General features: G+C 34.0%; 23 protein-coding genes. All 23 read left to right on the plus strand.

Annotated features, from left to right (window positions below; all coding sequences use genetic code 11):
• The first annotated feature begins 48 nt into the window (after positions 1 to 48).
• The 23 genes from D7D81_RS08970 to grdH all read left to right on the plus strand — a co-directional run bounded on the left by D7D81_RS08970 (position 49) and on the right by grdH (position 23,787).
• Complete coding sequence (locus D7D81_RS08970; RefSeq protein ID WP_164522367.1) at positions 49 to 1,854, plus strand: YgiQ family radical SAM protein; 1,806 nt, start codon at positions 49 to 51, stop codon at positions 1,852 to 1,854.
• A gap of 356 nt (positions 1,855 to 2,210) precedes the next feature.
• On the plus strand, positions 2,211 to 3,356 hold the full coding sequence (locus D7D81_RS08975; RefSeq protein WP_125989275.1) for an aminotransferase class V-fold PLP-dependent enzyme: 1,146 nt from the start codon (positions 2,211 to 2,213) through the stop codon (positions 3,354 to 3,356).
• A 33-nt stretch (positions 3,357 to 3,389) separates the two neighbouring features.
• A complete protein-coding gene (gene yedF, locus D7D81_RS08980) occupies positions 3,390 to 3,956 on the plus strand; it encodes a sulfurtransferase-like selenium metabolism protein YedF (RefSeq protein ID WP_125989277.1) in 567 nt (188 codons plus the stop codon).
• A gap of 12 nt (positions 3,957 to 3,968) precedes the next feature.
• Positions 3,969 to 5,012, plus strand: coding sequence for a selenide, water dikinase SelD (selD, locus tag D7D81_RS08985; RefSeq protein WP_125989279.1), 1,044 nt, complete (start codon positions 3,969 to 3,971; stop codon positions 5,010 to 5,012).
• A gap of 17 nt (positions 5,013 to 5,029) precedes the next feature.
• Positions 5,030 to 5,359, plus strand: a complete 330-nt coding sequence (locus tag D7D81_RS08990) for a putative Se/S carrier protein (RefSeq protein ID WP_125989281.1) — start codon at positions 5,030 to 5,032, stop codon at positions 5,357 to 5,359.
• Entirely contained in the window at positions 5,316 to 6,737 is a 1,422-nt protein-coding gene (selA, locus tag D7D81_RS08995; RefSeq protein ID WP_125989283.1) for an L-seryl-tRNA(Sec) selenium transferase, read from the plus strand. The genes D7D81_RS08990 and selA overlap by 44 nt, the downstream gene beginning before the upstream one ends.
• 32 nt (positions 6,738 to 6,769) lie before the next feature.
• On the plus strand, positions 6,770 to 8,041 hold the full coding sequence (locus D7D81_RS09000; RefSeq protein WP_125989285.1) for a double-cubane-cluster-containing anaerobic reductase: 1,272 nt from the start codon (positions 6,770 to 6,772) through the stop codon (positions 8,039 to 8,041).
• An 84-nt stretch (positions 8,042 to 8,125) separates the two neighbouring features.
• Complete coding sequence (locus tag D7D81_RS09005; RefSeq protein WP_125989287.1) at positions 8,126 to 8,587, plus strand: C-GCAxxG-C-C family protein; 462 nt, start codon at positions 8,126 to 8,128, stop codon at positions 8,585 to 8,587.
• Positions 8,588 to 8,615: 28 nt separating this feature from the next.
• On the plus strand, positions 8,616 to 9,575 hold the full coding sequence (locus D7D81_RS09010) for a TDT family transporter (RefSeq protein ID WP_125989289.1): 960 nt from the start codon (positions 8,616 to 8,618) through the stop codon (positions 9,573 to 9,575).
• Between the two features lie 78 nt (positions 9,576 to 9,653).
• The gene (locus D7D81_RS09015; protein ID WP_205739399.1) at positions 9,654 to 10,112 is read left to right on the plus strand and encodes a CD3073 family putative ECF transporter S component; all 459 of its coding nucleotides are present in this window, start codon (positions 9,654 to 9,656) and stop codon (positions 10,110 to 10,112) included.
• Positions 10,113 to 10,224: 112 nt separating this feature from the next.
• Positions 10,225 to 10,773 carry a CD3072 family TudS-related putative desulfidase gene (locus tag D7D81_RS09020; protein WP_125989291.1) on the plus strand — a complete coding sequence of 183 codons (549 nt, stop codon included), beginning with the start codon at positions 10,225 to 10,227 and terminating at the stop codon, positions 10,771 to 10,773.
• A gap of 157 nt (positions 10,774 to 10,930) precedes the next feature.
• The gene (locus tag D7D81_RS09025; protein ID WP_125989293.1) at positions 10,931 to 11,833 is read left to right on the plus strand and encodes a phosphate ABC transporter substrate-binding protein; all 903 of its coding nucleotides are present in this window, start codon (positions 10,931 to 10,933) and stop codon (positions 11,831 to 11,833) included.
• Between the two features lie 62 nt (positions 11,834 to 11,895).
• Entirely contained in the window at positions 11,896 to 12,747 is an 852-nt protein-coding gene (gene pstC / locus D7D81_RS09030) for a phosphate ABC transporter permease subunit PstC (RefSeq protein ID WP_125989295.1), read from the plus strand.
• Positions 12,748 to 12,749: 2 nt separating this feature from the next.
• Positions 12,750 to 13,580, plus strand: a complete 831-nt coding sequence (locus tag D7D81_RS09035; RefSeq protein ID WP_125989297.1) for a PstA family ABC transporter permease — start codon at positions 12,750 to 12,752, stop codon at positions 13,578 to 13,580.
• A gap of 2 nt (positions 13,581 to 13,582) precedes the next feature.
• Positions 13,583 to 14,332, plus strand: a complete 750-nt coding sequence (locus D7D81_RS09040) for a phosphate ABC transporter ATP-binding protein (RefSeq protein WP_286170368.1) — start codon at positions 13,583 to 13,585, stop codon at positions 14,330 to 14,332.
• A gap of 207 nt (positions 14,333 to 14,539) precedes the next feature.
• Complete coding sequence (locus D7D81_RS09045) at positions 14,540 to 15,322, plus strand: acyl-CoA dehydratase activase (RefSeq protein ID WP_125989299.1); 783 nt, start codon at positions 14,540 to 14,542, stop codon at positions 15,320 to 15,322.
• A 337-nt stretch (positions 15,323 to 15,659) separates the two neighbouring features.
• Positions 15,660 to 15,794 carry a hypothetical protein gene (locus D7D81_RS20125; protein ID WP_286170369.1) on the plus strand — a complete coding sequence of 45 codons (135 nt, stop codon included), beginning with the start codon at positions 15,660 to 15,662 and terminating at the stop codon, positions 15,792 to 15,794.
• Positions 15,795 to 15,893: 99 nt separating this feature from the next.
• Positions 15,894 to 16,367: an HAD family hydrolase gene (locus D7D81_RS09050; RefSeq protein ID WP_125989301.1), complete on the plus strand. Its 474-nt coding sequence runs from the start codon at positions 15,894 to 15,896 to the stop codon at positions 16,365 to 16,367.
• Positions 16,368 to 17,453: 1,086 nt separating this feature from the next.
• Positions 17,454 to 19,364 (plus strand): selenocysteine-specific translation elongation factor, encoded by a 1,911-nt coding sequence (selB, locus tag D7D81_RS09055; protein WP_125989303.1) that lies wholly within the window; start codon positions 17,454 to 17,456, stop codon positions 19,362 to 19,364.
• The gene (locus tag D7D81_RS09060) at positions 19,361 to 20,242 is read left to right on the plus strand and encodes a selenium metabolism-associated LysR family transcriptional regulator (protein ID WP_125989305.1); all 882 of its coding nucleotides are present in this window, start codon (positions 19,361 to 19,363) and stop codon (positions 20,240 to 20,242) included. The genes selB and D7D81_RS09060 overlap by 4 nt, the downstream gene beginning before the upstream one ends.
• 224 nt (positions 20,243 to 20,466) lie before the next feature.
• The gene (gene grdA, locus D7D81_RS09065) at positions 20,467 to 20,934 is read left to right on the plus strand and encodes a glycine/sarcosine/betaine reductase complex selenoprotein A (RefSeq protein WP_125989307.1); all 468 of its coding nucleotides are present in this window, start codon (positions 20,467 to 20,469) and stop codon (positions 20,932 to 20,934) included.
• Between the two features lie 189 nt (positions 20,935 to 21,123).
• Positions 21,124 to 22,449 carry a glycine/sarcosine/betaine reductase component B subunit gene (locus D7D81_RS09070; RefSeq protein ID WP_125989309.1) on the plus strand — a complete coding sequence of 442 codons (1,326 nt, stop codon included), beginning with the start codon at positions 21,124 to 21,126 and terminating at the stop codon, positions 22,447 to 22,449.
• Positions 22,450 to 22,467: 18 nt separating this feature from the next.
• Positions 22,468 to 23,787: a betaine reductase selenoprotein B gene (grdH, locus tag D7D81_RS09075; protein WP_125989311.1), complete on the plus strand. Its 1,320-nt coding sequence runs from the start codon at positions 22,468 to 22,470 to the stop codon at positions 23,785 to 23,787.
• The last annotated feature ends 107 nt before the right edge of the window (positions 23,788 to 23,894 follow it).

Genomic DNA, 23,894 nt, shown 5'->3' on the forward strand with positions numbered 1-23,894 from the left:
CTAATATTGTTATAATAAACAATATAAAATAAACAACAGGTGATGGATTTGAATAGAGAGCATTTTATGGTAATAGATAAAAAGGATATGGAACAGAGGGGCTGGGAGGGGCTTGATTTTATTATTATTTCTGGTGATGCTTATATAGATCACCCTTCTTTTGGTACAGCGATTATTGCCCGTTTGCTGGAAGATGCTGGTTTTAAAGTGGGGATTATTCCACAGCCGGACTGGAGGAGTACTAATGATTTTAAGAAACTTGGTACTCCCCGTCTGGCTTTTCTGGTAACAGCTGGTAATATGGATTCAATGGTTAATCATTATACAGTAAATAAAAAAAGAAGAAGGGATGATGCCTATTCTCCGGGAGGCAGGAGTGGGAGGCGGCCTGATAGGGCAACAATAGTCTATTGTAATAGGCTAAAAGAGGTTTTTAAAGAGACCCCGCTTATAATTGGAGGGATTGAGGCCAGTCTGCGCCGGTTTGCCCATTATGATTACTGGGATAATAAGGTGAGGCGCTCTATCTTATTTGACAGCAGGGCTGATTTATTAGTTTATGGTATGGGGGAAAGACAGGTTCTGGAGATAGCTGAGAATTTAGACAGTGGTCTGGATATAAACTATATCAGGCATATACCAGGTACAGCCTATATTATAGATGATCTTGATGAATTATACGGTTATCAGGAGATAGATTCCTTTCAGGAGGTTGTGAATAGTAAAGAAAAATATGCCCGTTCTTTTAAGAAACAGTATGATGAGCAGGATCCTATCAGGGGGAATATTCTGGTACAGAGTTATGATACTCGATATCTGGTGCAAAATCCCCCGGTTAAGCCCCTGGACAGGGAGATGATGGACCTGATTTATTCCTTGCCTTATCAGCGTAATTATCACCCGATTTATGAAAAACAGGGTGGGGTGCCAGCTATTAACGAGGTAAAGTATAGTATTACGAACTCAAGGGGATGTTTTGGTTCCTGTTCCTTCTGTGCCCTGTCCTTTCATCAGGGTAGGGCAGTAGTTAGTCGGAGTAAGGAGTCCATCATTAATGAAGCCCGGAAAATTATAGCTGATAGCAATTTTAAGGGATATATTCATGATGTCGGTGGCCCAACTGCAAATTTTAGAAACCCGGCCTGCAGCCGTCAATTGACTAAGGGTTCTTGTATAAATCGTCAGTGTTTATTTCCTTCGCCGTGTCAGAATATGGAGATAGACCATAGTGAATATCTTGATATCTTGCGTACTCTACGGAGTTTAGAAGGGGTAAAGAAAGTTTTCATCAGGTCTGGCCTAAGGTTTGATTATATTATGGCTGATGGTGATGATAGTTTTTTCAAGGAATTATGCCAACACCATATTAGTGGTCTGCTGAAGGTAGCACCTGAGCATATTGCCAGTGATGTTCTAGAATTGATGGGAAAACCAGCTAATGCAGTTTTTGAGGGTTTTCGTAAAAAGTTTTATAGGATTAATAAGGAGATTGGTAAAGAACAGTATCTAATTCCATATCTTATATCAAGCCATCCTGGCAGTACCCTGGAATCTGCTGTTGAACTGGCAGAATACTTAAGAGATATTAACCATCATCCTGAACAGGTACAGGATTTCTACCCAACCCCTGGCACACTCTCTACAACTATGTTTTATACTGGATATGACCCCAGAACAATGAAAAGTGTTTATGTTCCCAGATCCAGGGAGGAGAGAAAGATGCAGCGGGCATTACTTCAGTATCATTATCCCCGGAATTATCAGTTGGTTTATAAGGCTTTAGAATTAACAGGCCGACAGGATTTAATTGGCTACCATCAAAAGGCTTTAATCAGGCCTAAAAAAAGCAAATGACCTGGTTTTTGAGAGGATTATTTTTTGTATTTGGGTATAAAATATATAGTATTAATAATCCAAGGAATATAATTGCATGTAATTATAAACCAGAAAGGGTCTATAATCTTGAATAATAAAGTTTTACTTAGATGGGTAAAAATTATTGTTGATTAAGTTTAGAGGGCTGTTAGGTCACTTTGTACTAGAGTAAATATTAGAAAAATTAATATGATTTATAAAATTGCTTTATATCTTTTTTGAAATGTGTTATAATAGCTAATATGAGTTCGTGAAATAAATACTTACTTATGGGAGGAATAATGTAGTGAGAATGAAGAGTTTATTTTCACACCAATAAAAAGGGGTAAGAAATTATGATATATGTTAATAATGCTGCTACAACCTGGCCTAAACCAGAAAGGGTTTATCATCAGATGGATGATTTTTCAAGAAAATCTGGATTAAACCCTGGAAGAGCAGGTAGTTTAGGAGTTTCTGCTGTGGAGAGAAAGATCTTTGAAGTTAGAAAAAAGGTTGGAGATTTAATTAATACTTCTGATTATTCCAGGGTTATCTTCACATCTGGCTCGACAGAATCTTTAAATATGGGGATAAAGGGTTTGTTAGAGCGAGGGGATCATGTGATTACTACAGCGCTTGAACATAATTCTGTTTTGCGTCCCCTGAAGAAACTGGAAAGAGATGAAGGAATTGAGCTAAGCTTGCTCAAGATTAATAAAGAGGGTAAAATAGATATCAATGAGTTGGAGAGTAGAATCAAGGATAATACTCGTTTAATAGTGACCACTCATGCTTCTAATGTTATAGGAACAGTGCTTGATATTAAAGAGATCGGCCAACTGGCCAAAAAAAGAGGGATTACTTATTTAGTTGATGCAGCTCAAACGGCAGGTCTATTTGAGCTTGATATAAAAGAGATGGGGATAGATTTACTCGCTTTAGCTGGCCACAAATCTTTGTATGGCCCTGCTGGGATAGGGGTTTTATATATTGGGGAAGGTGTTGAACTTAATACTATTAAAGAAGGGGGAACTGGTACCAATTCATTAGCTACTTATCAGCCGGATGTTTTGCCTGATAAATATGAAGCTGGTACTCCCAATATTGCAGGGATTGTAGGTTTAGGAGCAGGGGTAGATTATATTGCTGATACTGGTTGTGAGAGAATCAAAGAAGATGAACTAAAGTTGACTGAAAGGTTGTTAGATGGGTTAAAAGCTTTAGATAGGATTATAATATATGGTAAATTGGATATTGAATCGAGAGCACCAGTTGTAGGATTTAATATTCAAGGTATGGCTTCAGCAGAACTGGCTTATATATTAGAGAACAGGTTTAATATTTTAGTTCGGGCCGGATTACATTGTGCTCCTTTATTACATCAAGCCCTGGGAACTGATAAACAGGGAATGGTTAGGGTTAGTTTTTCTTGTTTTAATACCATGGAAGAGGTAGATATTATTTTAAATAGTTTAAAAGAAATTATAGAAGAGGTTTAGCAGATAAAATATTCAAAGAAGGAGTGTTAAAGAATGAAAGAGATTGATGTGCGAGGATTAGCATGTCCTAAACCTGTAATTGAAACCAAGAAGGCTTTAAAAGAAGATGATAAATTATTGGTTTTAATTGATAGTGAAGTTGTAAAAAATAATGTTATAAAGCTAGCGCAGAAATTAAATTGTAAAGTTAATCTGCTTGAAGAAGGTAATGAATATAGACTTACTATCGAAAAGACGGCTGCTAATGTAAAAGAGGAAGGGGAAGGAAATGGTAAGGTCTATTTTATTAGTTCAGACAAATTAGGCAAAGGTAAAGATGAACTTGGTGAACTATTAATAAAAGGTTTTATCAGTACCTTAATTGAAATGGATCCTTTGCCAGATAAAATTATCTTTATTAATTCTGGGGTTAAAGTTCCAACAGTGAATGAGGAGGCCAGGGAACATTTGCAGAGTTTAGAAGAAGCAGGTGTTACGATTTTGTCCTGTGGAACCTGTTTGAATTATTATGGCCTTGAAGATAAGTTAGAAGTCGGTAGTATTAGTAATATGTATGAGATTCTAGAAAGTCTAAATCAGGGAGATGTGGTCAGTGTTTAGGAGGTGAAGTAAATGACTGATAAGATTAAATTGACTCAATACAGTAAAACTTCTGGCTGAGCAGCCAAAATGGGTCCTCAGGACTTATCGCAAGTTTTGCGAAAAGTAAATTTTAAGGCTAATGATGATAAGCTATTGGTTGGTTTAGATAAGGGAGATGATGCAATTGCTTATCAATTTAGCGAAGATAAGGTAATAGTACAGTCGGTAGATTTCTTCACACCAATAGTTGATGATCCTTATCTTTTTGGGCAGATTGCTGCTACCAATTCTTTAAGTGATATCTATGCTATGGGCGGAACGCCTATTTTGGCAATGAATATTGTAGGTTTTCCTTCCTGTTTAGATAGTACTATTTTAAGTGAGATTTTGCAGGGGGGAGCTGATAAGGTAACAGAGGCAGGAGCAATTATAGCAGGAGGTCATACAGTTCAGGATGATGAACCTAAGTATGGTTTATCTGTAACAGGGGTTGTTAAACCTGAACATTTATTAACTAATTCTCAAGCTAAGGTTGGGGATAAGTTGATTTTAACTAAACCACTGGGAATGGGGATTATGTCTACTGCCATCAAGGGTCGGTTGATCAGTGGTGGTAAGGGTAATGTAGCGGTTAAGGCCATGGCTACTTTGAATAATAAACCTGTTCCAGCAATGCAGAAAATTGGTGTAAACTCCTGTACAGATATTACTGGATTCGGTTTTTTAGGACATGCCTGGGAGATGGCCCAGGGGAGCAATGTCAAAATAAGAATCTTTGCTGATGAAGTACCTATTTTCCCTGAAGTATTAGAATATGCTGAGATGGGTTTAGTTCCTGCAGGAGCTTATACTAATCAGCAATTTTTAGCAGATAATGTTGTATTAGCATCAGATATACCAGCTGCCTTAAGTGATGTACTTTTTGATCCTCAGACTTCAGGAGGATTATTAATTTCAGTTGCTGAAGATAAAGCAGCCGATTTACTAATTGAACTATATTCTCTGGGGGTTAGTGAAGCTGCTGTAGTTGGAGAGGTAACAGAAACAGGTTCCGGGATTAGAGTGATTTCTTAATGGGGAGCGGCAAATAAATGGAAGTTATTGATGAATATAAATTATTAGTTTTTGATTCTACTCACCATGCTTTACAGGCTGAGGATGTTTTAAAAGGGGAGGGGTACAGGATTATGATGGTACCCGTTCCCCCTGAGATTAGTGCTGACTGTGGAATAGCCATTAGATTTAAAGAAGATATTTTAGATTTTAAATTATTACTTGATAAAGCTAATATTGAGTTAGCAGGTTATTATCAAGTGATTAAAAAGGATTTAGAGAAGAGGATAATAAGATTAGAGCTTAAAGAAGGTGTAATTAAGAATGAAGGAAAAGCAAGAGTATTTAAGAAAGATTCCAGCAGTTAATGACTTACTGGCTACTGAGTTAGTAAATGAATTAGTTGATAGGTATTCCCATGAATTAGTGGTAGCTGGAATTCGAGAAGTGATAGATAATTTACGAGAGAGAATCTTAGAGGCAGATTTAGAAAAATTACAAAATGAAGAAATAGAAATTGAGATTGAACAGTTACTAAAACAGGTTAAGCAATTCTTGATTAATAAAAGCAGTTCAAGTTTGATGCCTGTAATTAATGCGACTGGTGTTATAATTCATACTAATTTAGGACGATCATTGCTATCTAAATCAGCTCAAAAAGCAGTCCAAAGGATTAGCAGCCATTATTCTACTTTAGAGATTGATAGAGAGAGCGGTAAACGGGGTTCTCGCTATAGCCATGTAAGAGATATATTGACCGAATTAACCGGTGCAGAGGATGCTTTAGTAGTTAACAATAATGCTGCAGCAGTCCTATTAGCTTTAAGTGCTCTAGCTGCTGATAAAGAGGTTGTTATTGCCCGAGGTCAATTGGTGGAAATAGGGGGTTCTTTTAGGATTCCTGAAGTTATGGAACAAAGTGGAGCTAAATTAGTTGAGGTAGGAAGTACTAATAAAGTCTATTTAAAGGATTATGAAAGAGCAATTACTGAAGAGACGGGTTTGCTTTTGAAAGTCCATACCAGTAATTATCGGGTAATGGGTTTTACTAAAGAAGTAGAACTGGAAGATTTAAGTAAACTGGGAGCCAAATATGAACTACCAGTAGTTGAGGATTTAGGTAGTGGAATTTTAGTTGATTCTACTTTATGGGGATTAAGTTATGAACCAACTGTTCAAGATAGTATTGGGCAGGGTGCAGATGTAGTTACCTTTAGTGGTGATAAGATGTTAGGTGGTCCTCAAGCTGGAATTATAGTTGGCAATAAAAAATATCTTGATAAAATGAAAAGACATCCTCTTAATCGGGTTGTACGTGTTGATAAATTTACTTTAGCAGCTTTAGAAGCTACTCTTAAAGAGTATAGAAATTCAAAAAGGGCTTATCAGGAAATTCCAACTTTAAGAATGTTAAATATTCCTGAAGATGAATTAAAGGAGAAAGCGGCTACCTTAATGCAAAATATTAGAGAAGTTATTTCTTCAGACTTTAATCTTGCTATTCGTAAAGATAGTTCCCAGATAGGTGGCGGTGCTTTTCCGCTGGAAAAATTACCCACTTATGTTGTAGAGCTTTCTCATAATAATACAGGAGCTGAAAAGATAGCAGAGAAGTTAAGGCTTAATACCCCGCCTATCTTTACACGAATATATAGTAATGCCCTTCTTTTTGATCTTAGAACCATTCAAGATAATGAATTACCTGAGTTAGTAGCGGCACTAAAGAATATTACTTACGGGAATTAAATTGTTTAATATATTATTGAGGAGGAGTACTGATGAAAAAACATTATCAAATGTGGGAAAAGTTAGGTTTAAATTTAGAGAAACATGATCAGTTTTTGGAGCCTTTACCAGGTTTATATGAAGATTTGTTTGTTAGTCAGGAGAACCGACCAGTGGCTATGGAGTACTATGATTTTGTTGTAGGGGATATTCATGGAATTAGAGTTAAAGAACTAGTAGAAGAAAAGAAAAAAGGAAATCCAGTTATTTCATCATTTTGCGTTTTTGTCCCTGAAGAATTAGTTGCTGCTGCAGGAGGAGCCAGTATAGGGCTCTGTGCAGGGTCCCAATTTCCGGTACCAACAGCAGAAAGGGAACTGCCGGGTAGTGATTTATGTCCTTTAATTAAGTCTTCTCTTGGCTTTAAAATGGATAAAATTTGTCCTTATTTTGAAGTATCAGATTTTGTAGTAGGAGAAACAACTTGTGATGGTAAGAAAAAGGTTTGGGAAATTTTGGATAAATATATACCTACTTATGTGATGGAATTACCCCAAACAAAATTGAAAACTGCTCGCCAATTATGGGAATCGGAAATTAATCGGCTTAAAGAGTATATCGAAGAAAACAGTGGTAGAGAGATTAAAGCAGAAAAATTAGCAAAGGCTATTAAGCTAATTAATAAAAAGCGTGATGTTTTACAAAGGTTATATAATACTAGGAAAGCAGATCCGGCTCCAATTAGTGGAAGGGACGCTTTATTAATTACTCAACTGGCCTTTTTTGATGACCCAGCTAGATTCATTGAGAAAACAAGTGCTCTTTGTGAAGAGCTAGAAATAAGGGTTGAAGCAGGAGAAGGGATATCTGAAAAAGGAGCAGCTAGAATTTTAATTGCTGGAACTCCAATGCCTTTACCTAGTTGGAAGATCCATGGTTTAATTGAGCAAAATGGTGGAGTTGTTGTTTGTGAAGAGACATGTACTGGAACCCGTTATTTTGAAGCTAAAGTACCTGAGGGAGGAAAGACTTTAGAAGAACAGATAGATAATTTAGCTGAACGGGGTATGAATATTAACTGTGCTTGCTTTACTCCTAATGAAGCAAGGGTAGATGATATATTGAGATTGGCTAAAGAGTACAATGTTGATGGGGTTATTTATTATAATTTACAGTTCTGTCAGACTTATAATCTGGAATATAAGAAGATTTCTAAAGCATTAAAAGGAGAGAATATTCCAGTTATACAGATTGAAAGTGATTTTAGCGATAGTGATACAGGCCAGTTAAATACACGAATTCAAGCTTTTTTAGAAATGATTTAAGGGTATTAAGTATTTTTATGGGATAAATATAAGTAAAATTTATTATCTGTATTAAAATTTATTATATTTAGGAGGGGAATAATAATGAATTTAAAACAAGAGAAATTAATTAAAGAAGCAAGAAAAAAGGCGGAAGATTATTTTAGAAAGGGAAATTTTTTCTGTTCAGAATCGGTATTAACTACAGTTAATGAATTATTAGGAGAAGAGGTTTCACCTGAAATAGTTAAATTAGCTTCTGGTTTTCCAATTGGAATCGGAAAATCTAAGTGTTTATGTGGAGCGGTTAGTGGTGGAGTTATGGCTTTAGGACTTAAATACGGTCGAACTAAACCAGGGGCTCCTATGCCAGAAAATTGTTTTCCAGCTAGTGCTGATTTACATGGTTATATAAAAGAGGAGTATGGGTCTACCTGTTGCCGGGTACTTACTAAAGATTTTGCTGATTTTAGTAGTCCGGAACGAGCCAGTCATTGTATAGAAATAACTGGTAAGGTAGCAGCCTGGGTTATGAAGAGATTCATTGATGATGGAGAAATAAAGTAGACTAAAAATGATATAGGAGATGGTTAAAATGCGGAAAATCATGGAACAGGTTCCTATTCCAATAGCTGGTTTGATGCTGGGATTGGCTGGTTTAGGTAATTTAATTGGTTCTTACGGTAGTCAATATCGTTATTTGGCTGGAATCTTATCTATGTTAATAGCCTTGCTATTAGTTGGAAGGCTTTTTGTTGACGGTAAAACTATTATTAAGGAACTGGAAAATCCTATAGCCGCAAGTGTAGCTCCCACTTTTTTTATGGGGATTATGATTTTAGCTAGTTACATTATTGGGTTTTCTTACCCAATGGCTTTATATAGCTGGTACTGTGGAATTATTCTACATGGACTATGGGCTGTTTTATTTTCTATCCGATTTATTTTGAATTTTAATATTAGAAGAGTGTTCGCCAGCTATTTTATAGTTTATGTAGGTATAGTAGTTGCCAGTGTTACTGCTCCTGCTTTTAATCATCTTCTGTTGGGTCAGGTAATTTTTTGGGTTGGATTTATTGCTTATATGATGCTACTTCCAGTGGTTATTTATCGAGTTTTCTGGATTAAAGAGATCGAAAATTCGGCCTTACCTACTATTTCAATCTTTGCAGCTCCAGCAGGCCTCTGTTTGGCTGGATATTTAAGTGTTTTTCCAGAGAAAAATTTATTATTGCTTAACTGTCTCACATTATTAACTTTTATAATGGTAACAGGGGTTATAATTTACCTTCCAAAAATGATTAAAGTGGGATTTTATCCTAGTTTTTCCGCTTTTACCTTTCCTTTTGTAATAACTGCTATAGGATTGAAATTGATTACAAAATTTTGGAATGAAAAGATTAATAGTTCTTTACTTCAATATCCCGCTCAGATAGTAGAAGTCTTAGCAATTATTTTAGTTGTATTTGTGCTTATTAAATATGTAGGCTTTTTTCACTGTAATTGGCTTAAAGAAAAAGAAGTTAATGGAGGATTAACTAAAAATTTAAATTGAATATAGAGAATTTTTGATAAAAAAGCTATTAAGGAAAAATTAGTTTGATAATGTTTAATATAATAGGAGGAGTTTTCAATGAATAGGAAAACATTCGCAATAATTTTTGCTTCTTTGGGAATTGTGATTAATATTGTTTTTGGGACGGCTGTATCTACTTTTAAAATCCCATTTTTATTTTTAGATACGATAGGGACTATTTTTGTAGCTGTTGTTTTAGGACCGGTGTATGGAGCAATGACTGGTGGTTTAACTAATACTATTCAGGGAATGATTACTAATCCAAAAACCATTCCGTTTGCAATTGTTAATATTGCAATTGGTATTATTGTTGGCTTGATTTCGCGGAAATATAATTTTAGTTATCTAACAGCTCTAATAACCGGCTTGATTTTGTCTGTAGTAGCTCCTTTGATAGGAACTCCAATTGCAGTTTGGGTATTTGGGGGTTTAACTGGAGGTGGAATTGATTTTCTTTATGCATGGCTGTTAAAATCTGGTCAAAATATTTTCCAGGCTGCTTTATTTCTAGAATAACAAGTAATTTTATTGATAAAATTGCTAGTTGTATGTTTGTAACATTTTTATTACATAGATTGTCCAATCAAATTACAGATAGGTTTTCTACAGTGAAGAAAGGGATTTAATAATGAAGAGAAATAAAAAGATAGTATTAGTAGCACATTGTATATTAAATTGTAATTCTAAAGTAGAGGGACTATCTCAATATAGAGGAGCCTTATCAGAAATTGTTAATTTATTAGTGGAACGAGGTATAGGAATTATTCAACTCCCCTGTCCTGAATTAACAATGTATGGTATTAAGAGGTGGGGACATGTTAGAGAACAATTTGATACCCCTTATTTTAGAAAACATTGTCGACAAATATTTGAACCTTATTTACAACAGATAAAGGGTTATTTAGCTTCTAATTATCAAATTTTAGGTTTGATTGGGATAGATGGAAGTCCTAGTTGTGGAGTCAATAAAACTTGCTCTGGTAACTGGGGAGGAGAACTTTTGGAAGCTTCTGTAAATAAAGAAAAAATAACTACTTGGGAAATGATACAAGCGAGAGGAGTATTTATTGAAGAGATAATCTTAAGTTTAAAGGAATCGCAAATTGAAATTTCCTTAACCGCAATTGATGAAGATAATCTTAAAAAATCTAAAGAAAAAATTATTAATATTTTATAAATAAAAGAAATATTATTTGAAGTTTAGAGTTGATTTAGTTAAATGGAAGAATAAGATGTATTCTATAGGGATTAATATAGAATCTGTAAGTACCAAGGGACTATTATTGATATTGGAGGACAGGATAGTAAGGTGATAGTATATGGAGGTATTTATAATGAAAAGAAAGAATTTAATAGTAGTACTAGTAGTTTTAGTTATGGTATTGGTAGTAAGTACAGTAAAAATGGCAGGATTTTTTGATTGGTTTTCTAAAGGAGATAATGAATTTAAATCAGAGATTAATTTTAAGGGCTCTTCCACATTAGCTCCAGTAATATCTAAAATATCAAGTTCATTTATGGAAGAAAATCAAACTTGGGATAAAGTTGATAAACAGTTTCCTAAAAAAGAAATCCAAATATTTGTGGCAGCAGGAGGTTCAGGAGCGGGGATAAAAGCAGTTACAGATGGTACAACTAATTTTGGAATGGTTTCTAGAAATACATCTTCTAGTGAGCAGAATAATATAGATGGTTACAAGGAATTTAAATTAGGTGTAGATGCACTTACTGTAGCAATAAATCCTAAAAATAGAGTTAAACATAATTTAACAACAGAAGAGATAAGAAAGATTTTTGCTGGTCAGTATAAATATTGGAATCAAATTAATGATAATCTTCCACATAAAGAGATAATCGTAGTTACTAGAGATTTAGGTGGTGGAGCTCATAAAGTATTTCAAAAGAAGGTTATGGGAGATTTACAAGTGAAAAGTTCTGCTATTCAAGCACCATCAATGGGAGCTTTAGTTAATAAGATTATGGAAAATGAATATGCTATAGGTTATGCATCTGTTGGAGTCGTAAATCGTAATGAAGGTAAAATTATTCCTTTAAGTATTGATGGAGTAGCTCCAACTAAAGAAAATATAATAAGTGGAGATTATAAAATTTCTAGGCCACTATTAGTTATAAAAGGTGGAGAAATTCCTTCTGCAGAACAGGCATTTTTAGAGGTATTACTTTCTAGTGAAAGTGCTAATATAATTGAAAAGATGGGCTTTATACCTGCAAAATAGAATGTAGAGGGATTAAATGCCCTCTCTTCTTATAATATTTTAGTTTCAGGAAGTGAATTTTAATGAATTTAGAGGGGATATTTTCTTTTATCATAAAAGCAATTACTTTTTTTTCGATAATGATGCTATTTTTTATAATTTTATTTATAACTAAAGAAAGTATTGTTATATTTAAAGAAGTTTCATTTTTTAAATTTGTATTAGGTACAAACTGGAATCCTATTGGGAGTCATCCTGAGATAGCTATCTTACCTATGTTGTTAGCAACTATATATGTCTCTATAATTGCAATAATAATTGCTTTACCAATTGGGGTAGGGGCTGCTTTTTTCTTATCTAGTGTAATAAACAGAGAGTATAGAAAAATTATAAATCCTTTAATTGATATTTTAGCAGGTATTCCATCTGTGATTTATGGATTGATTGGTTTTGTAGTTTTAGTAAGATTTTTTGAGTCTTGTTTTTCACTTCCATCAGGTGAATCTATTTTAGCAGGAGGAATTTTGCTTTCAATAATGATTTTACCTTATATAATTTCTATTTGTACAGAATCTATGCTTAAAATTCAAAAGAAATATAAGCAATCATCTCAAGCATTAGGAGTTTCTAAATGGTATATGATTCGGTATCTTATTTTACCTACTGCAAAAGAGAGTATTATAGCGGGACTAATATTAGCTTTAGGACGGGCAATGGGAGAAACTATGGCTGTAATGATGGTTACTGGTAATAGCCCGATTTTGCCTAAACTGTTTAGTAGGGCTCAAACTATTCCTTCCCTTATTGCATTAGAAATGGGTGGGGCTCAAGTTGATAGTTTGCATTATCATGCTCTTTTTGGAGCCGGTTTCTTACTTATGATAGTATTGTTTATTATAAATCTCATCTTTTATTGGATTAGAAAGAGGATTTAGTTGTGAAAAATAATAAGCATTTAGGAATAAAGTTATGGATTATATTGAGTGGATTGATTGTAATTGGTTTAGTATTATTTATAATATCTTTTATTTTTTCAAAAGGATTGTCTTCAATAAGTTTTAATTTTATTTTTGATAGACCTAAAGGAATGCCGTTAGGAATGAAAGGAGGGGTATTTCCTGCCATAGTTGGTAGTTTTTATTTTACTTTAATTGCATCTTGTTTTGCTTCATTTATCGCAATTGCTGTAGCAGTTTATATTAAATTTTACTGTAACAATGAAAAGATTTCTACTTTAGTACACGTTGTTGTTCAATCTATTGCAGGAATTCCATCAATTATTTTAGGTCTTTTTGGCTATACTTTTTTAGTAGTTTATTTGAAGTTAGGGATTTCTTTATTGGCTGGAGGATTGACTTTAGGAATAATGATTTTTCCTTTTATTGAAGTTAGAATAGAAAAAATCATTGATGAAGTTGATGAAGGAATAATTAATAGTTCTTATGCTTTGGGGATGTCAAAATCATATACTTTTTTAAAATTAATTCTTCCAATCTGTTTAAGTGATATGCTAGGAACAATAGCTTTAGCAGCAGGATTGGCTATGGGAGCAGCAGCCCCTATAATATTTACAGGTGGGGTAGTAAATGCCCCTGTTCCCAAGGATATCTTATCTCCTGCTATGGCATTGCCCTATCATCTTTATATTTTAATTGGGGAAGGTATTTCAATTGATAAAGCCTATGAGACAGCTTGTGTCTTGCTTTTTTTATTGATTTTACTAAATATTATTGTAATTTTTATAGATGTCTTTAGAAGGGTGGAATAAGATTGAAATCTATACTTACTATTAAAGATTTAGATGTTTATTTTGGTGATAAGCAGGTGCTTAAAAATATTAATATGAAAATAGAAAGAAATAAAATAACTGCTATCATTGGTCCATCTGGATGTGGAAAGTCAACTTTTCTTAAGTCATTAAATCTATTAGTTAATGAAGAAAATAGTTTTAGAGGAACAGGAGAAATACTATTTAAAGATAAAAATATAAACACAATGGGACGAGAAGAAATTAGGGAGAAGATAGGAATGGTATTTCAACATCCTACTGCATTTCCATTTTCTGTTTATAAGAATTTGATATATGCTCCTATTTATTATGGAGTTAAAGATAAAAATGACCTAGATAAAATAGTAGAGGATAAACTTAGGATGGCTGGGATATATAATGAAATTAAAGATAATTTAAATATGGTAGCCACTAAACTTTCAGGGGGGCAACAACAACGTCTTTGTATAGCTAGGGCTTTAACTGTAGAGCCAGAAATATTATTGCTTGATGAGCCATGTTCATCTCTTGATGTGAAAAATATAGAAAATATAGAAAGGATGCTATTGGAGATTTCTAATGAGTATACTATTTTAATAGCAACCCATAATTTAGCTCAAGCTCAAAGAATAGCAAATTATACTGCTTTTATATTAAATGGGGAATTAGTAGAATTTGCAGAAACAGATAAAATTTTCACAGCTCCTCAAGATATAAGAACCAAAGAGTATATAGCTGGGTTATACGGTTAAATTATGCTGTAGTATCCTATCCTTTTTGTATAAGACTAGTTCTGAATTTAATTTTGATATTTAGTTAGGAGTACTGATTATTCGCAGAGCAATATATGGTAATTAGCAACACGTTTAAGAGTATTATAGAAATGATATAATAGATTTTTTAACGTAAAGATAATATGAGAGTTAAATATTGATTAAAAAAGTAGGAGGAATTGGCAAATGTATTCTATAGGAATTGATATAGGTTCTGTAGGAACAAAAGCCATTTTATTTAATGGAGAAGTAGTAGATAGGGTTATAATGTCTACAGGTTGGAGTCCTAAGCTGGCAGGCAAGCAAGCTTTTGAACAGTTATTGGTTAATAATAATCTTAAAAGAGAAGATGTTAAACAGGCAGTAGTTACAGGTTATGGTAGAATATCTATAGATTTTGCGGATAAGGTAGTTACTGAGATAACCTGTCATGCTAAAGGAGCTTATTTTTTAAATAATGAGGTAAGGACTATTATTGACATTGGTGGTCAAGATAGTAAGGCGGTAAGTCTAGATAGTAGTGGGAATGTAGTAGATTTCATAATGAATGATAAATGTGCAGCAGGAACCGGAAAATTTTTAGAAGTAACGATTAATTCTTTAGGAGCAGATATTGGTGATATAGATAAGATTACTAAAGGTGCTAAAGCAGAAAAAATTAATAGTATGTGTACTGTTTTTGCTGAATCTGAGGTGGTTAGTTTATTAGCTAAAGGAGCTGCAAAGGAGTCAATTGCTTTGGGAATTATACATTCTATTGCAACCAGGATAACTTCCCTATTAGGAAAGATAGAGATTAATGATAAAATTTTATTTACTGGTGGATTGGCCAATAGTAAAAGAATAAGTAAAGAGTTGAGTGTATGTTTAGGTAAAGATATTTATAGGTCTGAATATTCTCAGTTGGCAGGGGCTTTAGGTGCGGCTATTATAGGATGGGATAGAATTAGTGAAAGAGTTGATAAGTAAATGATAATTGATATTCACGTACATACTGCTGATTATTCTTCTTGTAGTAATATTGATTTTAGAAAAGGGTATTTTACAGGCTAAAAAAATTGGACTTGAGGATTAGATAGTTTTATTTTTGCTAAAGAGGATGCTTTATTATTTTAAGAGATTATTGTCCAAGAGTGCCAACTAAAAAAGGAGTAGAGCCACCAGTATTATTAAGTGGTTTTAAAGATGCTAAAATACAAAAATATCAATTTTGTCAAAGCCGGGAAAGAACGGTATATAATAATTAAAAAATAAAGTTTACTGAAAAGAATTAAAGGGAGATAGTTAAAATGTATTCACTAGGAATTTGTCCATTGGTTCTGTAGTTACCAAGGCAGTTTTATTTAATGGAGAGATTGTAGATAAAATTATTCTGCCAACTGGTTGGAGTCTTAAGCAGATAGGTAGAGAAGTTTTAGAAAACTGCTCCCCAAAAATATGATTATTGAGCCTGAAATTGCTAAAATAGTTGTGACAGGCTATGGCAAGATTACTAAGGAGAAATTCTTAATAACAGTATAACACGACAGGGGTGATATATTTGCTTCAATTTGATATACCAGGTAGAAAAAAATATGCTATATCCAATCTTGTTCTAGATTATAATGGGACAATTGCCTGTGATGGAAAAGTACTAAAACAAGTAAAAGAAAAACTTGCTCATTTGAGTAAAAACTTAGATATATACATATTAACTGCTGATACATTTGGTACAGTTAGAGATGAATTTATTGATAGTCCTGTAAATATTGTAATTATTGATGATAATAGTACAGGAATTGAGTTTAAGAAAGAGTTTATAGAGAAAATTGGTCAAGAAAAAACAATAGCTTTTGGTAATGGAGCAAATGATGTAGAGATGTTAAAAAATGCTGAATTAGGAATATTAGTTATAGGGGTTGAAGGTTCTGCCACAGAAAGCCTCATAAATTCAAATTTAGTTATAAATGATATTATAGATGGTTTAAACTTACTTTTATATCCAAAAAGATTAATTGCTACTTTAAGGAGATAGGAGAAGTTAAAATAAAATTGAATATAAAAATATTTGTAAAATTTGTGGAAACTAGGAAGTTATCTAAGTCAAGTGCTTTATAATAGATCTTTTGCATAATTGAATTGTTGACCAGCTAATTAAAACGGAGCACCTAGGGCACTACCTATTCAAACAAATCATACGAGGACAGTTTAAGGTTGCAGAATTTAGTAAAGCTAATTACGAAAGAGGCTGTTTTTTTGTTTGACCGTAGGGAGTTTAAAACAGCCCGTAATTAGCTGATACTAAATTCGTTGCGGAGTTTTTGGATGGCAACAATCAATTATGCAAGACGCTTAAGTGAGAATATTTTCAATACTAGAGAGCACTAAAGAAAAATCATATAATCAAAAAATTTGTTAAACTGTCTTAATTATTATCGATAAATACTATTATATTTAAAGACCCCTAGTTGATTGCCAAGGGGTTTGTTTGTGTTTATAATTTATTCAATATTTTTAAAACATTATATTTGAAGCATAAGTAACGGCAATTAATTTGGTATTTTCTTTTATATATTTGTTTATTAGGGGTTTAAGCTCCCATCTTGCTTACATTTTATAAAGTCAACTTCAATTATATTTTTTTCTTTAAGACCTTTTAACGTTGGTATATACTGTTTCGAATTATTGAAAAACCTCCATTTATTTTTTCTAAAGATAAATGGAGGTTTTTTTTATGAAGAAAAACCCCCTACAAAAGCTGACAAGACATCCATGTTACTGTTGTAGCACCATCAGAAGGATGAAAATAGTCCAGTCTCCAACTTCTAACCTTTAGTAATCAAAAGTCGCAAGAGTGAACAGAGCAGGACGCGGTCTAAACTCTCTTTTAAGTTACGCTAAGATAGTTTAGACACTTGGCCATCGAGGCCGTCGGAGCAACGGCAAGCGGAATAAATATAAATTACTTGACAATATAAGCTATCTTATTTTATCTATTTTCAGGGTAGAACTTAAATGTTTAAAAAATTTGATAGCTTTATCTGGAGTGTGTTATAATGATTGTCAGAAAGTTAGAAAATAGTTAAAAGATGTGGAATTTAGAGGTAATTGAGGTGGGAAAATGAGTAAAGATTTAATCATCGGAACGGCTGGACATATTGATCATGGTAAGACTACTTTAATAAAAGCTTTAACTGGCCAGGATACCGATAGATTAGCAGAGGAGAAGAAAAGAGGTATATCAATTGAATTAGGTTTTGGTTATTTAAAGCTTAATAATGATTTGAAGGTTGGAATTATCGATGTTCCAGGCCATGAAAAATTTATCAAAAATATGTTGGCCGGAGCAGCTGGAGTGGATCTTGCCTTACTTGTTATTGCTGCTGATGAAGGTTTTATGGCCCAGACTCAGGAACATATGGATATCCTTAATATGTTAAATGTAAAAGAAGGAATTATAGTTATATCTAAAATTGACCTGGTCGATGAGGAGTGGTTGGAACTGGTAATTGAGGATGTAAAGGAAAAAGTAAGTGATACCTTTCTGGCAGGTGTTCCTGTGGTAAAGGTTTCTTCCGTAGAAAATAGAGGTCTTGAAGAATTAAAAAAAGAGATCAGAAAAAAAATTGAAGTTATTCCCCCGAAAAGCACTGAGAGGAATGTGTATATGCCTGTTGACAGGGTATTTACCGTTCAGGGTTATGGAACAGTGGTAACCGGTACATTAATGGATGGGGTAATAAAAAAAGAGGATAAATTAATGTTATACCCTACTGAAATAAATACCAGAGTCAGGAGTATTCAGGTTCATAATGAACAGGTTGAAGAGGCTCTGCCCGGTCAGAGGGTAGGTATTAATCTGACCGGAACTGATAAGTCGGAAGTGAAAAGAGGAGATGTTCTGGCTTCACCACAAAGTTTGCAGAAAACCAGGATTCTTGCTGTCAGTCTACAGATAATACCCTCTTTGGATTTTGTTTTAAAACATGGTGATAGAATAAGGTTTCACCTGGGGGCAAGGGAAGTTATGGGTAGGGTTTATATTTTTAATAAAAAAGAGTTATTTCCTGGAGAAAAAGCTTTTGTTCAATTTAGATTAGAAGAAGAGATTGTGGCAAATTTTAGAGAACATTATGTTATTAGGCGCTATTCTCCAATGACAACTATTGGTGGTGGAATTATACTTGATACTAAACCTACTTATTATAAAAAATCTAAGGGTAGAGTTCTGGAAATATTGGAGACATTTTCAGAAGGAAATGATCTGGATATAGTTGCAACAATTCTACAGCTGGCAGATAAAGAATCAGTGACTCTAAATGCTCTTATAAAAAAAAGTGGGTTGAGTAAAAAATATCTACAGGAAAAATTAAAAGAACTTGAGCAAAAAAATCGTATAGTATCATTAAATACCGGAACTGATTCTAGCTGGATCCATTTTGATAATTATCAGATAGTTAAGGTTGAAATTATTAATTATATAAAGGAATATCATAGAAAATATCATTTGCGGCCTGGTGTACCAAAAAATGAAATAAAAGTAAAGTTATCTATGAAACTGGATAACACTGAATATAATGTGCTGATAAAAAAAATTGTGGATGAAGGAGAAATAATAGTTAAGGGATCAACACTAAGTTTGCCGGGATTTATTGTTAAATATAAGCCTGAGGAAAAAGAAATTAGAGATAAGATGCTTAAATTATATACTGAAAATAAATTCAATCCACCTGATAGAAATACAATTATGAATAAATTTGAAAATAAAGATATTGTGGAAGAAATATATGCTTCACTTATTAATGAGGATATACTTTTACAGATTAGCGAGGGGATATTTATTCATATAGATGTCCTGGAGGAAGCAGAAAAAATGCTGAAAGATTTTCTAACAAAAAATGAGACAATAGAGCTGGGCCAGTTTAGAGATATGCTTGGCAGCAGCCGTAAATATGCTTTGCCTTTGCTGGAATTTTTTGATAGAGAGGGAGTAACAGTTCGTAAAGGTGATAAAAGGGAGTTATATTTATGAGAATAGAAACACTGCAGATGTTTATTGAACTGGTGGATCTTGGTAGTTATTCCCATGTTGCTGATAAGTTGGATTTAACTCAGCCTGCAGTTACAATGCAGATCAAAGCACTGGAGGAACATTTTGCAACAAAACTGGTTATAAAGGATAAGGGTAAAATAAATCTTACTCCTTCTGGCAGGGTTATTTACAATAGAGCAAAAAAAATTTTGGAAAACTGGGAAATTGCAGAAAATAAAGTTAACCACTATGCGGGAACCGTTTTTGATGACCTTAAGATTGGGGCCAGTACTATTCCTTCTGTTTACCTTTTGCCAGAAAAATTAGCGAATTTTTCCCGGGAATTTCCGCAGGTAAAAATAATTATGGAGACCGGTGACAGCCGAGATATAATAGAAAAACTTGAAAAAGGAGAAGTTGATGCAGGTGTAATTGGTTTTAAACTTGTAGCAGCGAAGTTTAAAGTGAAAGTGATCGCTGAAGATTTACTGGTATTAATTGTTCCTTCTGCTAATCCTCTGACTGAAAAAGATAGTATATCTTTAAATGACCTGATAGATGAGAATATATTAATACGAGAAAAGGGATCCGGAACCAGAAAAGCTTTTATGAGAGGATTGGATCAAGTAGGGATCAATATTTCCGGATTAAATATAAAGGCCTGTCTTGGTAGTACAGAAGCGGTTATAGCTGCAGTGGAAGCCGGTCTGGGTATATCTTTTATATCCAGCCTCGCTGCCCGCAAAGCGGTTGACTGTAAAAAAGTAAAACAGATTAAAGTGGAGGATTTTTCTATCAGTCGAAATTTTTATCTTACCTATCATAAAGCAAGAGAAGATGATCTATTGATCAAGGGATTGGACAGGTGTTTGAAATAAATTTATACTTGAGAAAAAATCCACTCCTCTGGGTGTGGATTTTTTTAATTATACAAAACAATATATATAAAAACCAAATATGCAAAAAACAGAATATATAAAAAATTTATAAGTGGAATAAAGTTTCGTTATATAGCGAAAAAATTCACAATCATGCTTGCAACATAATCATGATTATGGTAACATGGTATTATACTAAAATAATATATGGGAGGTGAAATAAAATGCTTGCAGGAAAAAAAGTTGCAATTTTAGGTGACAGAGATGGTATACCTGGTATGGCGATTGAAGAGTGCATTAAAACTACTGGTGCTGATGTTGTATTTGCAACTACAGAATGTTTTGTCTGAACAAGCGCAGGTGCTATGGATCTTGAAAATCAGCAAAGAATAAAAGATTTAGCTGAAAAACATGGTGAGGAAAATCTGATAGTTATTCTGGGTGGAGCGGAAGCAGAAGCTTCTGGTTTGGCCTGTGAAACTGTTACCAATGGAGACCCCACCTTTGCAGGTCCATTAGCTGGAGTCCAGTTAGGGCTCGCGTGTTATCATATTGTTGAACCTGAAATTAAGGCTGAAGTAGATTCAGATGTATATGATGAACAGATAAGCATGATGGAAATGGTACTGGATGTAGATGCCATTGTTGAGGAAGTGAAAACTTATCGTGAAAAATATTCTAAACATTCATAAGTCATTTTATATTTACAATTCAACTTTTGTTCATGAATAACAAGCGTAAAACCAGGTTGACTATAAGAAAATTGAGGTAGGAGGTCAGAAGCAAGATATTTTAGAATATATAGAAGATTATATAAGGTTAATAGTATATTACCTCTGACTTCTTACATCTTATTTCTATTTAATGGAGGTGAACTATAGATGAAACTTGAATTAGGTAATTTTTATGTGAAGGATATTAAATTTGGTCAAAAGACCACTTATGGAGATGGAATTTTAACTATTAATAAAGAAGAAGCACTGGAAGTAGTTTATAAAGATGAACATATAACAGAAGCAGATTTAAAGATAGTTAAACCAGGTGATATGGTTCGTCTGGTACCTGTAAAAGAAGCTATAGAGCCACGCTACCGTGTTGATGGCGGCCCAGTTTTTCCAGGTGTTACCGGAAAACTCATTCAGGCTGGTAATGGTAGGACACTTGCCTTAAAAGATATGAGTGTTCTGGTTGTGGGTAAACACTGGGGTGGTTTTCAGGATGGATTAATAGATATGGGTGGAGAAGGAGCAAAGTACACATACTTTTCAAAACTAAAAAATGTTGTTCTAGTTGCTGATACAGATGAAGAATTTGAACAAAGAGAACAACAGAAGAAGAACCATGCTTTAAGATGGGCAGGAATGCGTTTATCTGAATATTTAGGTGAAGTTGTTAAAGATCAAGAACCGGAAGAAATTGAAACATATAGTCTTACTCCAATTACAAAGAGATCAGAAGAAATAAATTCATTACCATCTGTGGTGCTAGTAATGCAGCCTCAATCGCAAATGGAAGAACTCGGTTATAATGATCTTAATTATGGTTGGGACACAAACCGCATGTTACCTACATTCATGCATCCCAATGAAGTATTGGATGGTGCTATGATATCCGGTAGTTTTATGCCCTGTTCTTCTAAATGGTCCACCTATGATATGCAAAATTTTCCGTTAATAAAAAGATTGTATCAGGAACATGGAAAAACTATTAACTTCCTGGGTGTAATAATGTCCAACTTGAATGTAGCTTTAGATCAAAAGGAAAGGTCAGCATTATTTGTTGCTCAGATAGCTAAAGCAATCGGTGCTGATGCAGCTGTAGTTACTGAGGAGGGTTATGGTAATCCAGATGCAGACTATATAGGCTGTTTAGTTGCTTTAGAAGATGCAGGAGTAAAAACTGTTGGTGTCAGTAATGAGGCAACAGGTAGAGATGGAGGTTCTCAACCCTTAGTTACTCTGGATCCTAAAGCTGATGCCCTGGTTTCTACAGGTAATGTTTCTGAATTAATTGAATTACCTCCAATGGAAACAGTAATTGGAGAATTAGAATCCTTGGCAAGAGATGGTCTATCAGGTGGTTGGGAAGATGATGAAATATTAGGTTCTTCTGTTAAAGAAGATGGCTCAATAATTATGGAGAATAATGCTATGTTTTGCGGTGATCAGATTGCTGGCTGGTCTACCAAAACAATGAAAGAATATTAAAGCAGGGAGGTGAAGTAAATGAAAAAAGCAATTGTATATTTAAATCAATTTTTTGGCCAGATTGGTGGTGAAGATGTTGCAGACCATGAACCTGAAATTAGAGAGGAAAAAGTTGGAGCTGCAATGCTTTATGATCAATTATTAGATGGTGAAGTAACTCATACTATAATATGTGGAGATAATTTTATGGGTTCCAATCAGGAAGAGGCAGTGGATAGAATTCTTAAGTTCTTAAAAGATAAAGAATTTGATATTTTCTTTGCTGGACCGGCTTTTCAGGCAGGGCGCTATGGTAATGCCTGTGGTGCTATCGGAAAAGCGGTAAAAGAAGAGTTTAATGTTCCGGTGATATCTTCTATGAACATTGAGAATCCGGGAGTAGAGATGTTTAAAAAAGATATCTACATTTTTCCAGGTGGAAAAAGTGCCGCTAAAATGAGAGATGATGTAACAAAAATAGTTAATTTTGCTAATAAGATTTTAAATAATGAAGAACTTCTTCCTGCTGAAGAAGAAGGTTATTTCATAAGAGGTATCAGATTTCAGTACTTCCGTCCTGATGAGAAACCTGCTTTTGATAGAGCAGTTGAAATGTTATTAAAAAAGATTAATGGTGAAGAATATACAAGTGAATTACCAATTCCAGAATTGGATAGGGTAGAAATAGCTCCACCTATTGAGGATTTAAGTAAAGCAAAAGTGGCTTTAGTGACTTCTGGTGGTATTGTACCTGTAGATAATCCCGATAGGATCCAATCTGCGTCTGCTACCAGGTGGGGTAAATATGATATTAGTAAGATGGAGAAGCTTTTGAATAGAGCTGAGGGAGCTTTTAAAACCATTCATGCTGGATATGACCCGAAGGCAGCTGATACAGATCCAAACCGGGTTGTACCTGTGGATGCAATGCGTGCCTATGAAAAAGAAGGGAAAATAGGTAAATTACATGACTATTTTTATGCTACAGTAGGTACCGGGACGACCCAGGGAGAAGCAGCCAGAATGGGTAAAGAAATTGCTCAGGAATTAAAGGAGGCTAATATTCAGGCGGTTGTTCTTACCTCTACCTGAGGAACCTGTACACGTTGCGGTGCAACAATGGTGAAAGAAATAGAAAGAGCAGGTTTCCCAGTAGTACAGATGGCCAACTTAATACCAGTAGCAAAAACTGTTGGGTCAAATAGAATAGTTCCTACTATATCTATACCCTATCCACTTGGTGATCCTTCAACAAGTGAAGAGGAACAGTGGAAGTTAAGATACCACAGGGTTGGTGTAGCTTTAGATGCATTAACAACAGATATTGAGGAACAGACAGTTTTTGATGTAGAGATATAAATAAAATACCCTCATCTTCAAGAGGTTGTTCGAACAGGCATTTCAAAAAAAGATGGGGGTATTGATTAAATTTAAAATTACCAACAATTCTAAAGAAATCAAAAATA

The sequence above is a fragment of the Halocella sp. SP3-1 genome (assembly GCF_003953885.1).
Taxonomy (GTDB): Bacteria; Bacillota; Halanaerobiia; order Halanaerobiales; family DTU029; genus Iocasia; species Iocasia fonsfrigidae.